Origin of the sequence: Paraburkholderia phenoliruptrix (assembly GCF_019511605.1) — a bacterium.
GTDB classification, from domain to species: Bacteria; Pseudomonadota; Gammaproteobacteria; order Burkholderiales; family Burkholderiaceae; genus Paraburkholderia; species Paraburkholderia phenoliruptrix_A.
Genome location: NZ_JAEUAV010000019.1, coordinates 47742 through 61227, shown reverse-complemented (window position 1 = coordinate 61227; position 13486 = coordinate 47742). Strand labels below are relative to the sequence as shown.

General features: G+C 67.3%; 13 protein-coding genes. 8 read left to right on the top strand and 5 right to left on the bottom strand.

Features of this window, described 5'->3' with window-relative positions; genetic code table 11:
* Positions 1–14: 14 nt before the first annotated feature.
* Positions 15–1433, top strand: a complete 1419-nt coding sequence (locus JNB89_RS21835; protein WP_220363561.1) for a coniferyl aldehyde dehydrogenase — start codon at positions 15–17, stop codon at positions 1431–1433.
* A 52-nt stretch (positions 1434–1485) separates the two neighbouring features.
* Here the strand turns inward: JNB89_RS21835 and JNB89_RS21830 are convergent, their stop codons facing one another.
* The 5 genes from JNB89_RS21830 to fliE all read right to left on the bottom strand — a co-directional run bounded on the left by JNB89_RS21830 (position 1486) and on the right by fliE (position 4722).
* A complete protein-coding gene (locus tag JNB89_RS21830; RefSeq protein ID WP_220363560.1) occupies positions 1486–1857 on the bottom strand; it encodes an EscU/YscU/HrcU family type III secretion system export apparatus switch protein in 372 nt (123 codons plus the stop codon).
* Positions 1857–3293, bottom strand: a complete 1437-nt coding sequence (locus tag JNB89_RS21825) for a flagellar hook-length control protein FliK (protein WP_220363559.1) — start codon at positions 3291–3293, stop codon at positions 1857–1859. Before JNB89_RS21825 ends, JNB89_RS21830 begins: the two co-directional genes overlap by 1 nt.
* Before the next feature lie 79 nt (positions 3294–3372).
* Positions 3373–3699 (bottom strand): flagellar protein FliT, encoded by a 327-nt coding sequence (locus JNB89_RS21820; protein WP_013340817.1) that lies wholly within the window; start codon positions 3697–3699, stop codon positions 3373–3375.
* Complete coding sequence (gene fliS / locus JNB89_RS21815) at positions 3696–4130, bottom strand: flagellar export chaperone FliS (RefSeq protein ID WP_013340818.1); 435 nt, start codon at positions 4128–4130, stop codon at positions 3696–3698. The genes JNB89_RS21820 and fliS overlap by 4 nt, the downstream gene beginning before the upstream one ends.
* A 241-nt stretch (positions 4131–4371) precedes the next feature.
* Positions 4372–4722, bottom strand: a complete 351-nt coding sequence (gene fliE / locus JNB89_RS21810) for a flagellar hook-basal body complex protein FliE (RefSeq protein WP_013340819.1) — start codon at positions 4720–4722, stop codon at positions 4372–4374.
* A 235-nt stretch (positions 4723–4957) separates the two neighbouring features.
* On the opposite strand from fliE, the gene fliF reads away from it, so the two are divergent.
* From fliF to fliL, 7 genes are all read left to right on the top strand, one after another.
* Complete coding sequence (gene fliF / locus JNB89_RS21805) at positions 4958–6760, top strand: flagellar basal-body MS-ring/collar protein FliF (protein WP_220363558.1); 1803 nt, start codon at positions 4958–4960, stop codon at positions 6758–6760.
* Positions 6750–7745: a flagellar motor switch protein FliG gene (gene fliG / locus JNB89_RS21800; RefSeq protein WP_013340821.1), complete on the top strand. Its 996-nt coding sequence runs from the start codon at positions 6750–6752 to the stop codon at positions 7743–7745. The genes fliF and fliG overlap by 11 nt, the downstream gene beginning before the upstream one ends.
* Positions 7732–8415 (top strand): flagellar assembly protein FliH, encoded by a 684-nt coding sequence (gene fliH, locus JNB89_RS21795; protein WP_220363557.1) that lies wholly within the window; start codon positions 7732–7734, stop codon positions 8413–8415. The genes fliG and fliH overlap by 14 nt, the downstream gene beginning before the upstream one ends.
* Entirely contained in the window at positions 8409–10139 is a 1731-nt protein-coding gene (fliI, locus tag JNB89_RS21790) for a flagellar protein export ATPase FliI (RefSeq protein WP_013340823.1), read from the top strand. Before fliH ends, fliI begins: the two co-directional genes overlap by 7 nt.
* A 2-nt stretch (positions 10140–10141) precedes the next feature.
* Positions 10142–10591, top strand: a complete 450-nt coding sequence (gene fliJ / locus JNB89_RS21785; RefSeq protein WP_013340824.1) for a flagellar export protein FliJ — start codon at positions 10142–10144, stop codon at positions 10589–10591.
* 71 nt (positions 10592–10662) lie between these two features.
* Positions 10663–12219, top strand: a complete 1557-nt coding sequence (locus JNB89_RS21780) for a flagellar hook-length control protein FliK (protein WP_220363556.1) — start codon at positions 10663–10665, stop codon at positions 12217–12219.
* Positions 12220–12980: 761 nt separating this feature from the next.
* Entirely contained in the window at positions 12981–13478 is a 498-nt protein-coding gene (gene fliL, locus JNB89_RS21775) for a flagellar basal body-associated protein FliL (protein ID WP_013340826.1), read from the top strand.
* The last annotated feature ends 8 nt before the right edge of the window (positions 13479–13486 follow it).

The following is a 13486-nucleotide window of genomic DNA, read 5'->3' as shown; positions in this document are numbered from 1 at the left end:
GGGAGTGATGAACAATGAAGAAAGATCTGCCGGAAGTCGCCGCGCTCGAAGCGCTGCTTCGCGAGCAGCGCCATGCATATCGGCGCGCGCCGTATCCGTCGTGGGAAACGCGCGCAGCGCACCTGAGAGCCCTGCGCAAAGTGCTGCTCGACAGTCGCGACGCCCTCGCCGACGCGATGAACGCCGACTTCGGCAATCGTGCGAGGCAGGAAGTGCTGCTCGCCGAATTCCTGCTGGTGAAGGAGGAAATCGACGCAGCGCTGCGGCACGGCAAACGGTGGATGAAAGCGCAGCGCCGCAGCACCAACAAGTGGCTCCTGCCGGCGCGCGCGAAGGTGGTGCCGCAGCCGCTCGGCGTGGTGGGCATTATCGTGCCGTGGAACTATCCGGTGCTGCTCGCCGCCGGGCCGCTCATCAGCGCGCTCACTGCCGGCAACCGCGCCATTATCAAGATGTCGGAACTGACGCCGCGCACCTCCGCGTTGTTCGAGAAGCTGATTAGCGAGACCTTCGCTCGCGACCACGTCGCGGTGGTGAACGGCGACGCCGCGCTGGCCGCCGCGTTCAGCGCGCAGCCCTTCGATCATCTGTTGTTTACGGGCTCGACGAAAATCGGCCATGAAGTGATGCGTGCGGCCGCCGCCAACCTGACGCCGGTAACCCTCGAACTTGGCGGCAAATCGCCCGCCATCATCGGCGCGCACGCGCGTTTCGAGAATGCCGTGGACAACCTCATCGCCGGGAAAACGCTCAACGCCGGGCAGACCTGCGTCGCGCCCGACTATGTGCTCGTGCCGCGCGGCAAGGAGCAGGCTTTCATCGACCGGGCGCGGGTCCGAATGGCGAAGATGTATCCCGGCTTCGCGCAGAACCCGGACTACACGTCGATCATTTCCCCGCGGCACTTCGAGCGGCTCGAGCGTCTCGCAGACGAAGCCGCAGCCGCGGGCGCGCAACTGCACCCGTTGACCGACTGCGCGCCCGACGCCGCCAGCCGGCGCTTTCCGCCTGTCGTCGTGACGCATGCTCCTGGCGAATGTGCGCTGATGCAGGAAGAGATCTTCGGCCCGCTGCTGCCCATCGTTGCCTACGACACGCTCGACGAAGCCATTGCGTTCATCAACGCGCGGCCGCGCCCGCTCGCGCTTTACCTGTATGCGGACGACGCCGCGACCATCGAGCGCGCCACGCATGAAACCGTCGCGGGCGGCATGGCAATCAACGAAACGCTGATGCACCTCGCGTGCGAAAGCCTGCCGTTCGGCGGAGTGGGCGCGAGCGGCATGGGTGCGTATCACGGCTACGAAGGCTTCGTGACGTTCTCGAAGATGAAGCCGGTGCTCACGCAGGCGCGTCTGAACGCGCGCGGATGGATTGCGCCGCCGTACGGCAGGCGCGTCGACGCGCTGCTCAAGCTGATGATGCGGTTCTGAGCGGTGAGCTGCGGTGCGGGAAGGTGGGGCCGGCGTGCCTCGCGTCGCCCGCTCAGCGCCCGCCCGCTTCTCCCTCCACGTCGACCGCGATGACGTCGGTGACATCGTCGGCGCGGCCCTTCGCGCCGCCCGGCGCGGCGTGCGGCGGCTCGTGCTCCGCTCCGCTTTCCAGCCGATGCAGCCAGGCCAGCAATTCCGCGACCGCCTGGTAGAGCTGCGGCGGAATGCGCGCGTCGAGGTCCACCTGCATCAGCAGCGAGACCATTTCCGGCGCTTCATGCACGTACAGGCCGGCTTCCTTCGCGCGCTGCACGATCATCTCGGCCAGCATCCCGTAACCCTTGGCGATCACGCGTGGAGCGGCGTCGCCGCCTTGGGCGTCGTAGACGAGCGCAGCCGCGCTGCGGCGATGTTTGCGGCTCATCACATATCCCAGTCGAAATCGTCGAGCGGGGCGCGCGCATTCCTTGCCGAGGCCGCACCGGCAGCCGTCGACGCAGCAGCTGCGGCACTCGCGCCCGCCGAAGCCGAACGTGCATACGCCGACGCCGCCGCCTGAGCCGTCGCGGCTCCCGCGGCCGCGCCGGTGGCAGGCGCGCCGCCGCCAATTTCGCGAATCGTCAAACCATGCAACTGGATGCCCGCGGCCGCGAGCCGCTGACGGAAGCTCTCGCCCTGCACCGCAAGACGCGCCGCGCCCTCGGGGCTCGCCTGCACGCGCGCGACGAGGCGCATGCCGGTCAGGGTCAATTCGGCGTCGACGGTGCCAAGCGTCGGCAACGAGAGCGTGAGCCGCGTGCGCCACGGCTGATCTTCTTCGCTCGCCGCACCACCACCGCCGCGGTCCCACTCGTCGCCTTCCTGTTCGATCGTCCAGTCGAGCTTCGCGCCGGGCCAGGCTTCGCCGGTCCAGCGAAACTGCCCCGTTGCCAGCAGGTCGAGCTGCTGGCGCACGAGCGGCACCGTGGCCGGATGAACCGCTGCGGCTTGCGCCGTCTGCGCCGTGCCGCCGTCGGCGGCTGCCGAGGCCGCGTTGTGCAGACCCGCGTGAGTGGGCTGACCGTTCAGGTCGGATAGCGAGCTCGCCAGCACCTCACCTGCGACAAAACGCGCGGCGTGCGCGGTGTCGATGAACGGCATCGCGCGCGCGGCGCTCATACCGGCATTCGCGTTGGCAGCATTGGCAGCGTTGGCGGCATTCGGGTTTCCCGTACCAGCGCCGGCCGGACCGTTCTGCGCCGCGCCCATACCGGGCCTTGCGGCGGCGGAAGCAGACGACGCCTCACCAGCGGTGCCGCCCAGGTTCAGCGGCAATTGCGCGGCTGCCGCGACGAGCTTGTTCTGCGCCTCGCCGGCGAGCGTTTCCGGTGCGCGCTGGCCGCTCAGCCATTGCGAAAGATGCGCTTCGTAGAAGAGACCGCTGTCGCTGACCGTCTGCGAAAGCGCAGCCGCGAGCGCCGCGACGGGCACCTGAGCCGCCGCGACATTCGCTGTGGCAGCCGAAGCGGCGGAGTTCGGAGTGGTGCTGGAAGTCGCCGGCGCGCCGAACAGCGGCGATGCGCCGACTTCGACGTCGAGCGCGGGCGCGGCAGGCCAGATCGGCGTCTGGCCGACAATCGCGGGCGTCGCCTCGCCGCCCGAGCGCACGATCGCGTTCAGCGTGAGCGCGACGGCGGACAGCGCCGTCTGCGCGGAAGGCTGGGGCGGTGCGGGTGGCGCGACGGGAGCACCGGGGATCGGCGCCTCCGCGACGTCCGCCGCGCCGGTCTGGGTGGTAGCGGCGCTGCCAGGGCCAATGTTCAGCAGGCTGTCGATGCGGGTCGCAAGCAGCGATGCGAGAGCCGTGTCGATTCCGTTCATGCCGATTCCTTGGTCACATTGGCGGCAGCGCGCTCAAATTCGTTCAGTTGGACGCCGTGGGACTGCCTCGCGGCTACCCTCAGCGCGCCCCGTACAGCTCCTTGAGCACTCGCGACGGCCGCCCGCCGAACAAGGCCGACAGCTTGGCAAGGCTCGGATTGGCCAGATCGCGGATCGCGGCGTCGTCGGCGAGGATCTGCCGGATCAGCGCGTACTTGCGCAGGCGCTCCGTCTCGTCGAGCTTGACGCCCGTCTCCGCCTCTTTCAGCGCGTCCACCAGTTGCCGGTATTCTTCCTGCAGGTGAACCAGGTCGTTCCACAACGCACGTCGGGCTGCCGTCAGCATGCGGCACGACAGCGCTGCGATGGCCTCGTAGCGGGCAAAATATTCTGCGTTCGATGTCATCTCATGCTTTCCGCGGCCGGCTGGGCCGCCATCCGCGCGATCTCCGGGGCAATCCCGATCCATGCTTCTTCAAGCGTCGCCAGAAGACCGTCGACCTCGACCAGCATTGCCTCACTCGCTTTTATATTGGCTTCCAGCAGCCGGCGCGACATATAGCTATATAGCGCGTTCAGCCGCTGCGCAATCTCGCCGCCAACCTCCAGGTTGAGCGACTGTTGCAGCCCGCTTTCGACGATCTGAATTGCCTTGCCGATCGCCTCTCCACGACCGGATACATTGCCCTGCTGCACGTGCATGCGCGCTTGCGCGATGGCTTGCCGGGCCCCCTGATACAGCATCACGATCAGACGATGCGGACTCGCGCCCATCACCCCTGTCTCGACGCCCACGCGTGCGTACGCATTGGCTCCAGAGTGTCCTGGGGAAAACATCGGCGCTCCTCCTCAATTGCAACTACGGTTGGTCGTGGCAGCCCACCCGGATGCGTCGCCGCAACCCGGATTCATGCCTGTATCTGGTTATCGGATACGCAGCGAAAAAGCTTTAGGCCGGTGTAAGGAGGATTAAGGGCTCAAGCCGCGCGAGCACGCCTCGCGGCGCGCATGCGCGTGCGGACGGGCGTTTGCGGCCACAGCGGGCGGAAATTCTTGCCGCCGTGGACCGCAGTCGGGTTCAGACCTGCATCTGCATGATGTCGTTGTAGGCCGAGACCAGCTTGTTGCGCACCTGCAGGCCGAACTGGAAGCCCACGTTGGCCTTCTGCATGTCGACCATCACGTCGTTCAGCGACACGTTCGAGGCGCCCAGTTCGAAGGCTTGCGATTCGCCGATCGCCTTCGTCTGGTCGCCGCTGATCTTGTCTAGCGAAGCCTTGAGCGCCGACGCAAAGCCGCCGGCCGTGGCTGCGCCGGACTCCCCTGCGGCCGGGGCGCCGCTCGCCGCGGTGCTGCCGCCGGCCGCCTGGGCCGCCATCGAATGCAACTGTTGCAGCGCCGACGAAATCGCGTTCACGGGCAAAGTCATGTTCTCTCCAGTAATGACGAGCGGCACGACCAAACCGTACCGATCTGGACGAAAGCATAGCAGCGGCCTTACGGCGAAAGCCCCGAAACTAGGGGGGAAACCCGGCTCTATTCAAGCAATCGGGCGCGCCTGCCGTGCGGATAATTTCAGTCGTGAAAGTATCTGTCCGTACTCCCGCCGGCCGTCGGCGCGGTAGCGCGGCAGAACGCAAAGGCATCCCGGAGAAACCCGACGCATGGATTCGTCAGCCAACTCTTTGATTAACCCCGACGCCCGCATGGGCCTCGCCGGCGCGCAGCCCGGCGCGGCCGCGGCAGGCGCCGGCCAGCCCGGCGGCAACGCAGACCTGGGCGGCCTTGGTGGCGGCCTCGGCGGCAATTTTGGCCAGCGCCTGTCGGGCCTCGCGCAGATGCGCGGCAACCCGCGCGCCCCGCTGATCTTCGCGGTGGCGGTTCTAGTCGCCGTGGTGGCGGGCCTGTTCCTGTGGTCGCGCGCGCCGGACTACAAGGTGCTCTACAGCAACCTGTCGGACCGCGACGGCGGCGCCATCATCACGGCGCTGCAGCAGGCGAACATTCCGTACAAGTTCTCCGATGCCGGCGGTGCGATTCTGGTGCCTGCCGAGCAGGTCCATGAGATGCGGCTGCGCCTTGCATCGCTCGGTCTGCCGAAAAGCGGCTCGGTTGGCTTCGAACTGATGGACAACCAGAAGTTCGGCATCAGCCAGTTTGCCGAGCAGATCAACTATCAGCGCGCGCTCGAAGGCGAGCTGGAACGCACGATCCAGTCCATTTCTTCGGTGAAGTCGGCGCGCGTGCATCTGGCGATTCCGAAGCCCTCCGTGTTCGTGCGCGACAAGGAAGCGCCGTCGGCGTCGGTGCTCGTCAACCTGTACCCGGGCCGCGCGCTCGACGAAGGCCAGGTGCTCGCGATCACTCACATGGTGTCGTCGGCGGTGCCGGAAATGCCGGTCAAGGGCGTGACCATTCTCGACCAGGACGGCAATCTGCTCACGCAGCCGTCGGTGGGCGGCGGGCTCGACGCGTCGCAACTGAAGTACCGTCAGCAGATCGAGCGCAACACCCAGCAGCGCATCGACGCGATCCTCGCGCCGCTGTTCGGCGCCGGCAACGCGCATTCGCAGGTGAGCGCCGACATCGACTTCTCGCGCAGCGAGCAGACCTCGGAAGCCTACGGCCCGAACGGCAACCCGCAACAGGCGGCCATTCGCAGCCAGCAATCCAGCACGGCAACCGAAATGTCGCAAGGCGGCGCCTCCGGCGTGCCGGGCGCGCTGTCGAACCAGCCGCCGCAGCCGGCCTCGGCGCCGATCAATGCGCCGAACGGCGCGAGCAGCAGCGTCACCACCACGCCGGTCAGCGACCGCAAGGACATGACGACCAACTACGAGCTCGACAAGACCGTGCGTCACCTCGAGCAGCCGATGGGCGGCATCAAGCGCCTGTCCGTGGCGGTGGTGGTCAACTATCTGCGCGTGGTCGACGGCAAGGGCCGCGCCACCATGCAGCCGGTCAGCGCCGACAAGCTCGCGCAGGTCAACCAGCTCGTGAAGGACGCGATGGGCTTCGACGCGCAGCGCGGCGACTCGGTCAACGTGGTCAACAGCCCGTTCACCGCCGAGCTCGACCCGAACGCGGACCTGCCGTGGTGGCGCACGCCGGACATGCTGGCGCTCTACAAGCAGATCGCGACGTATCTCGGCATCGGCGCGGTGGCCCTGTTCCTCTACTTCGTGATGGTGAAGCCGGCGCTGCGCCGCGCGTTCCCGCCGCCGGAGCCGGTCGTGGCAGCCGCGCTGCCCTCGCCGGACGAGCCGATCCTGCTGGACGGCATTCCGGCCGCGGAGCGCGCCGCCAACGGCAGCGTCGAAATCGACACGGGCGACGCCGAACTGCTCGCGCTCGAAAACGCGAAACACAAATATGAGCGGAACCTGGAGTTCGCGCGCAGCATCGCGCGCCAGGATCCGAAGATCGTTGCAACTGTCGTCAAGAATTGGGTGACCGATGAGCGCTGAAGGCGTAATGAAGAGCGCGCTTCTGCTGATGTCGATCGGCGAGGAAGAAGCTGCGCAGGTGTTCAAGTTCCTTGGACCGCGCGAAGTCCAGAAGATCGGCGTCGCGATGGCCGCGATGAAGGCCGTGACCCGGGAGGAGATCGACGCGGTGCTGCACGAGTTCGTGCGTGAGGCGGAAAAGCACACCGGCATGTCGCTCGACTCCAACGAGTACATCCGTTCCGTGCTGACCAAGGCGCTCGGCGACGACAAGGCCGGCGCGATCATCGACCGGATCCTGCAGGGCAGCGATACGAGCGGTATCGAGGGCCTGAAGTGGATGGACTCGCCGGCCGTCGCGGAACTGATCAAGAACGAGCATCCGCAGATCATCGCGACGATTCTCGTGCACCTGGACCGCGATCAGGCGTCGGAAATCGTCTCGTGCTTCACGGACCGCCTGCGTAACGACGTGCTGTTGCGCATCGCCACGCTCGACGGCATTCAGCCGGCGGCGCTGCGCGAACTCGACGACGTGCTCACGCACCTGCTGTCCGGCAGCGACAACCTCAAGCGCAGCCCGATGGGCGGTATTCGCACGGCGGCGGAAATTCTCAACTTCATGTCGAGCAATCACGAGGAAGGCGTTATCGAGAACGTCCGCCAGTACGACGCGGAGCTCGCGCAGAAGATCGTCGATCAGATGTTCGTGTTCGAGAACCTGCTCGACCTGGAAGACCGCGCGATCCAGCTGCTGCTGAAGGAAGTGGAATCCGAGGCGCTGATCATCTCGCTGAAGGGCGCCGCGCCCGCGCTGCGTCAGAAGTTCCTCTCCAACATGTCGCAGCGCGCGGCAGAACTGCTCGCCGAAGACCTCGACGCGCGCGGCCCGGTGCGCGTTTCCGAAGTGGAGACGCAGCAGCGCCGCATCCTGCAGATCGTGCGCAATCTGGCGGAAAGCGGCCAGATCGTGATTGGCGGCAAGGCGGAAGATGCATATGTCTAATCGGAACTCCGCGGCGAAGGAAAGCCTCTCGGCCTACCAGCGCTGGGAGATGGCCTCGTTCGATCCGGTGCCCCCCGCGCCGCCGAACTCGGAGGCCGACGAAGCCGCGCTCGCCGCCGAACTCGAACGCCTGCGCGAAGCCGCGCACGCGCAGGGCATCGCCTCCGGCCATGTGGCCGGTCAGGCGCTCGGCTATCAGGCGGGCTACGAGCAAGGTCATGCGCAAGGCTTCGAGCAGGGTAGAAGCGAAGCGCGCGAGGAGGCCGCACGGCTCGCCGCACTCGCCGAAACCTTCAAGGTCGCGCTCGACGGCGCGCAAGGCGCCATTTCGGAGATGCTCGTCGCGCTCGCGCTCGACATCGCGCAACAGGTGGTGCGCCAGCACGTGCAGCATGACCCGACGGCGCTGATCGCCGCCGCGCGCGAGGTGCTGGCCGCCGAGCCCGCGCTCACGGGCGCGCCTGCGCTGATCGTGAGCCCCGCCGATCTGCCGGTGGTCGAAGCCTATCTGATGGAAGAACTGCAAACGCGCGGCTGGACCGTGCGCACCGATCCGGCAGTTGAGCGCGGCGGCTGCCGCGCACAGGCCGGCAGCGGCGAAGTGGATGCAGGCATCGAGACACGCTGGGAACGCGTTGCCGCGGCGCTCGGCAAAGTGAGTACATGGTGAAGCCGACCCTCGAGGAAATCCGCGCAAGCGACCTGACGCCGCTCGAACGCGAGCTGGCGCTGGCATCGTTCGGCGCGCAGGCGCCCGCGGATACGCTGTTCGCCGACGCACCGGCGGCCTCGGCCGCCTCGGCCACTGACCCGGCGGACGCGGCGAGCGTGCCGGACCTGACGGACTTGACCGACCTGACGCACGTGCCAGCGGGGAGCCACGCTCACCCGCTGACCGGCGCGGCCGCAAGCCGCGAGTCGGCACCCGCAGCCCAAACCGGCGCCGGCACGCCGGGCGCCGCGCGCGCCGCGTCCCGCGCACCGGCGGCCGCGCCCTACGATCCGAAGCTTGACAGCAATCCGCACGTGCAGGCCTGGCGCGGCCAGCTCGACGCCCTGCGCGCGCGCAACGCAATCGCCAAGCCGATGCGCGCGTGCGGACGCCTGACGCGCGCCGCGGGTCTCGTGCTCGAAGCGGTCGGGCTGCGCCTTTCGGTCGGCGCCGAAGTGATGATCGAGCTGCCGCCCGGCAGCTCCTTGCCGATGGCCGAAGCCGAAGTTGTCGGCTTTTCCGGCGACAGACTGTTCCTGATGCCGACCACCGAAGTGATCGGCCTTTTACCCGGCGCGCGGGTCTTTCCGCTCGAGAGCGCGCCCATCGCCGACCCGATGGCGGGCGCGAAGCGCCTGCCGGTCGGCTGGGAACTGCTCGGCCGCGTGCTCGACGCGTCCGGCCGGCCGCTCGACGGTCTCGGCCCGCTCGGCGCGCATGCCGATGCGCCGCTTTCCGCACCGGTCATCAATCCGCTGAACCGCGAGCCGATCCACAAGGTGCTCGACGTCGGCGTGCGCGCGATCAACGCGCTGCTGACGGTCGGACGCGGGCAGCGCATGGGCCTCTTCGCCGGCTCGGGCGTGGGTAAATCGGTGCTGCTCGGCACGATGGCGCGTTACACCAGCGCCGAAGTGATCGTGATCGGTCTGATCGGCGAACGCGGCCGCGAAGTGAAGGAGTTCATCGAACAGATTCTCGGCGAGGAAGGTCTCGCGCGCTCCGTCGTGATCGCGGCTCCTGCCGACGTTTCGCCGCTTCTGCGAATGCAGGCAGCCGCCTACTCGACCTCGCTCGCCGAATACTTCCGCGACCAGGGCAAGCACGTGCTGCTGCTGATGGATTCGCTCACCCGTTACGCGATGGCGCAGCGCGAGATCGCGCTTGCCGTGGGCGAGCCACCCGCGACCAAGGGCTATCCGCCCTCGGTGTTCGCCAAGCTGCCCGCGCTCGTCGAGCGCACCGGCAACGGCCCGGCGGGCGGCGGCTCGATCACTGCGTTCTATACGGTGCTGACCGAAGGCGACGACCAGCAGGACCCCATCGCCGACTCGGCGCGCGCGATTCTCGACGGCCACATCGTGCTGTCGCGCTCGCTCGCGGAAGCCGGCCACTATCCGGCGATCGACATCGAAGCGTCGATTAGCCGGGCAATGACCGCGCTGATCGACGATAACCATCTGGACAAAACGCGTATGTTCAAGCAGATGCTGTCGCGCTACCAGCGTAACCGCGATCTGATCAACGTGGGCGCTTACTCCAGCGGGCGCGACGCGCTGCTCGACCGCGCCATCGCGCTGTATCCGCGGATGGAAGCCTTCCTGCAGCAAGGCTTTCGCGAATGCGCGAATTTTGAACCGAGTATCGAGATGCTGGACGCGCTGTTTGCCCAGGGAGGCTGACGATGGCAAAACACTTTCCGATCAAGACGCTGATTGGTCTCGCGCAGGACGATGTCGACGCCGCCGCGCAACGTCTTGGCCGCGCGCAGCGCGAGCGCAACGAAGTCGAGGCGCAGCTGAATTCCCTCATCCAGTACCGCGACGAATACCACGCGCGTTTCACGGCGACCGCCCAGACGGGCATGCCCGCCGGCAACATGCGCAATTTCCAGGCGTTCATCGACACGCTCGACGCCGCCATCGAACAGCAGCGCAAGCTGCTCGCCGCGGCGACCGCCCGGCTGGAGGCGGCCAAGCCGGACTGGCAGCGTCAGAAGCAGAAGCTCGGCTCATATGAAGTGCTGCAGGCGCGCGGCGAAGCGGCCGAAGCGAAGACCGTCGCGCGGCGCGATCAGCGCGACGCCGACGAACACGCCGCAAGAATTCTGAGGATGCGCGCGGAAGGCGCCTGACGCCCGTGCCGCCCTTCACTCACTGATTACTGACTCGACACCGTACCCTTTGACGGATTGACAGGACACCTATGTCGTTTCTCTCACAGATCGGCTCCCTGCTCGGCACGAGCGGCAGCAGCTCCGCCAGCAACTCGAGCAATTCCAGCAACGCGGCGGCGCTTGCCGCTGCCAGTGCCAAGCCGTTTTCGCGGACGCTGCAGCAAAGCATCGACCTGCAAAATTCCGCGGCTGCGAGTACCGCTGCCAGTGCCGCGGCAAATAACGCTGCGAGCGCGTCGGCCGACGTGAACGCCGGCGCAAGCCGGCCGTCCGCGGATGTGTCGCAGGGCTCCAGCGTGCATGACGCGCCGCCGCCGGACGATTCCGCGACGCAGAGCGCCGACGACGCGAAGAGCCACAGCGACGACACCAATGCGGCAGACGCGGCGTCGCCCCCCGCCCCGGCGGAAAAGCCGCAACAGGCATCGACGGACAAGGCCGACGCCGCGCCCGCGAAGCCCGCCAATGCGGCGAGTGCCAACGACGCCGGCAGCGCGGCCGCAGCCGCCGCCGCGCAGGCCCAGGCGCAAGCCCAGGCTCAGGCCGACGCAAATGCGGCCGCCGATCCGGCCGGCGTGAATCTCGCCGCCGCGGCGAATACGGACCCGACCGCAACCGGCGCAGCTACGGATGCCACTTCTCCCGGCCTGCCGGGCAAGAAAACGCCGACCGATCCACGCTCGCTGCAGGACTCTTTGCAGGCGGCGCTGGCTGCACTCGCGAACGGCCAGGCGGTGGTGCCGTCGCAGGCACTGGCGAGCGGCGCGGCAGCGGTCGCAGCCGCGAACGGTCTGGCGAGCGCGAATGCTGCGCTGAACGACACGACCAGCAAGACGCTCGAAGGCGGATTGTCGGCCGGCGGCAAGGGTTCGGCCGCGGCGCGCGGCGCCCTGACGGCGGCGGCGACGACCGTTGCCGATCCCAACGCGGCGGCTTCGGCGGCTGCGGCGGGCGCGCTGACGTCGGCAGATACGGCGGGCGCGTTGCCGACGGATCTGGCGTCGTTCAGAAGCGCAACTGACGCGGCCACGGCGGCGCTCGCCGCGAGCCAGGCGGCGGCAAGCGCGGCCGCAAGCGCGGCGAGCACGACTGCCGCGGTGCAGACCACGGGCAACGCGAGCGCGGCCGAAGCGGCGAATGCGTTGGGCCCGCAGGTCGGCACGCCCGACTGGGAGGAGGCGTTGAGCCAGAAGGTGGTGTTCCTGTCGAATGCGCATTCGCAGAGCGCCGAGCTCACGTTGAACCCGAAGGATCTCGGGCCGCTGCAGGTGGTGTTGCAGGTGGCCGACAACCATGCGCATGCGTTGTTCGTGTCGCAGCATCAGCAGGTGCGGGAGGCCGTCGAGGCGGCTTTGCCGAAATTGCGCGAGGCGATGGAAGCCAACGGTATCGGGCTCGGCAGCACGAGCGTCAGCGACGGGTTCGCACGCCAGAGCGGGCAGCAGCAGAATGCCGATTCCGGGAGCAATGGTGGCCGCTCAGCGGGCGGTGGCGACCGGTTTGGGGCTGGTGCTGCTGGCGTGGTTGCCGGTTCTGACGGTGCCGCTGCGCGGCGGACTGTGGGGCTCGTCGATACGTTCGCCTAGTCTTGTTCTTTTCTGGATGGGGCTTTTGGGCGTTGACCCCCTTGGCCTTTCCTTGAGGTCACGGCGGTCTATTGGCGTTGCCCCTGTGCGGGGCGGCACCTACTTTCTTTGCCGCCGCAAAGAAAGTAGGCAAAGAAAGCGGCTCACACCGCCAGCTCGTAAGTGGGCCCCTCGGACTGGAAGGGGTAGTGGTGCATCTGGAATCTGCCTTCTCGCACATTCCGCCCTGGTGACAAGGCAGTCATTCTTCCGGCGACGCTGCGCGCGCCGCAGCGGTCGTTCCCCAACCGTCGCATGCTTCGCGCGCCGGGTCTTTGCTGTTCCCGCCATACCGAGCTCCCGGTTTTAGGCCCGGCCCTTCCGGCGAGCACGTAGTGCGAGGCGGGAAGTATGACGGCCTTGTCACCAGGGCGGAATGTGCGAGGGCGCGGATTCCAGATGCACCACTGCCATCTGCGAGCCGGGGGACCCACTTATGAGCTGGCGGTTTGAGCCGCTTTCTTTGCCTACTTTCTTTGCGGCGGCAAAGAAAGTAGGTGCCGCCCCGCACAGGGGCAACGCCAATAGACCACCGTGAATTCAAGGAAAGGCCAAGGGCTCACCCAAAAGCCAATCCAGAAAAGAACAAAAACCACAAGCACCGCCGGCAGGCCCAAAAACCAGAGATAGCCCGCATTAACCCTTCTGTTCGACCCATCGCGCCGCAGGCAAATCAACAACAATCACTATCACCAGCACTAACGGCAAGCACAGCAAACCTCATGGCTACCACTCCCGCAAATCAGCAAGCCGCGCCCGCAACGCCGGGCCCCATGAAGCGCATCATCCTGATCGCCCTCATCGCTATCGTCGCCGCCGGCGCCGCGGGCGCAGGCGTGTGGTTCTTCATGTCGAAGCGCGCCCCGGCCGCCACGGCGGCGGCAACGCCCGCCCCCGCTCCGGCGCCCACGTTCTTCCCGCTCGACTCGATGACGGTCAACCTGCAATCGGACGACGGCCAGCAGCACTTCCTGCGCATCGGCCTCACGCTCAAGCTCACCGATCCGAAAACGCAGCAGGAACTCACCGAACACATGCCGGAGATCCGCAGCCGCATCCTGCTCGCGCTGTCGAACCATCATCCCGATGAACTCGCGCCGCTGGACGGCAAGCGTGCACTCGCCACCGAGCTGCGCACGCTGATCGAGCAGCCGACCGACAAGGGCGCCGCGCCGATCCACGTCCAGGACGTGCTGTTCACCGAATTCGTCGTGCAGTGACGCGGTTG

Bases quoted from the DNA above. Each gene is read 5' to 3' on its own strand.
- JNB89_RS21835 (WP_220363561.1), top strand. From the start codon at position 15: ATGAAGAAAGATCTGCCGGAAGTCGCCGCGCTCGAAGCGCTGCTTCGC.
- JNB89_RS21830 (WP_220363560.1), bottom strand. From the start codon at position 1,857: ATGAGCCGCAAACATCGCCGCAGCGCGGCTGCGCTCGTCTACGACGCC.
- JNB89_RS21825 (WP_220363559.1), bottom strand. From the start codon at position 3,293: ATGAACGGAATCGACACGGCTCTCGCATCGCTGCTTGCGACCCGCATC.
- JNB89_RS21820 (WP_013340817.1), bottom strand. From the start codon at position 3,699: ATGACATCGAACGCAGAATATTTTGCCCGCTACGAGGCCATCGCAGCG.
- fliS (WP_013340818.1), bottom strand. From the start codon at position 4,130: ATGTTTTCCCCAGGACACTCTGGAGCCAATGCGTACGCACGCGTGGGC.
- fliE (WP_013340819.1), bottom strand. From the start codon at position 4,722: ATGACTTTGCCCGTGAACGCGATTTCGTCGGCGCTGCAACAGTTGCAT.
- fliF (WP_220363558.1), top strand. From the start codon at position 4,958: ATGGATTCGTCAGCCAACTCTTTGATTAACCCCGACGCCCGCATGGGC.
- fliG (WP_013340821.1), top strand. From the start codon at position 6,750: ATGAGCGCTGAAGGCGTAATGAAGAGCGCGCTTCTGCTGATGTCGATC.
- fliH (WP_220363557.1), top strand. From the start codon at position 7,732: ATGCATATGTCTAATCGGAACTCCGCGGCGAAGGAAAGCCTCTCGGCC.
- fliI (WP_013340823.1), top strand. From the start codon at position 8,409: ATGGTGAAGCCGACCCTCGAGGAAATCCGCGCAAGCGACCTGACGCCG.
- fliJ (WP_013340824.1), top strand. From the start codon at position 10,142: ATGGCAAAACACTTTCCGATCAAGACGCTGATTGGTCTCGCGCAGGAC.
- JNB89_RS21780 (WP_220363556.1), top strand. From the start codon at position 10,663: ATGTCGTTTCTCTCACAGATCGGCTCCCTGCTCGGCACGAGCGGCAGC.
- fliL (WP_013340826.1), top strand. From the start codon at position 12,981: ATGGCTACCACTCCCGCAAATCAGCAAGCCGCGCCCGCAACGCCGGGC.